The sequence below is a fragment of the Pseudomonas avellanae BPIC 631 genome (assembly GCF_000444135.1).
Taxonomy (GTDB): Bacteria; Pseudomonadota; Gammaproteobacteria; order Pseudomonadales; family Pseudomonadaceae; genus Aquipseudomonas; species Aquipseudomonas avellanae.
The window spans coordinates 1-228 of sequence record NZ_ATDK01000128.1; the positions used below are offsets into that span (position 1 = coordinate 1).

The 228-nt window shown below is 57.9% G+C and carries 1 pseudogene; it reads right to left on the minus strand.

Annotated elements, in window-relative coordinates:
- Window positions 1-228 (minus strand): annotated as a pseudogene (locus DW49_RS1000000129725) (IS21 family transposase); the annotation flags it as partial.

Below are 228 nucleotides of genomic sequence, written 5' to 3' on the forward strand. Positions count from 1 at the left end.
CAGGGAGGTGGTGCGGTGGAGGTCAGGCGGGCAACGACATTGAGGATGTGATCGGCGCTCAGACTTCCCGATTCAAGTACCAGCTCCACCGCCACCAGCACTGGTACGAGACCCGCAATTGGCACAGCAGCCAGTACCTGCATCATGATTCGATCACCGTTGGTGTGACGCCTCAGTCCGCGTTTGAGAAGCTGTAACGGTTTTGGCAGATCAGCAAATGGAGCGCCA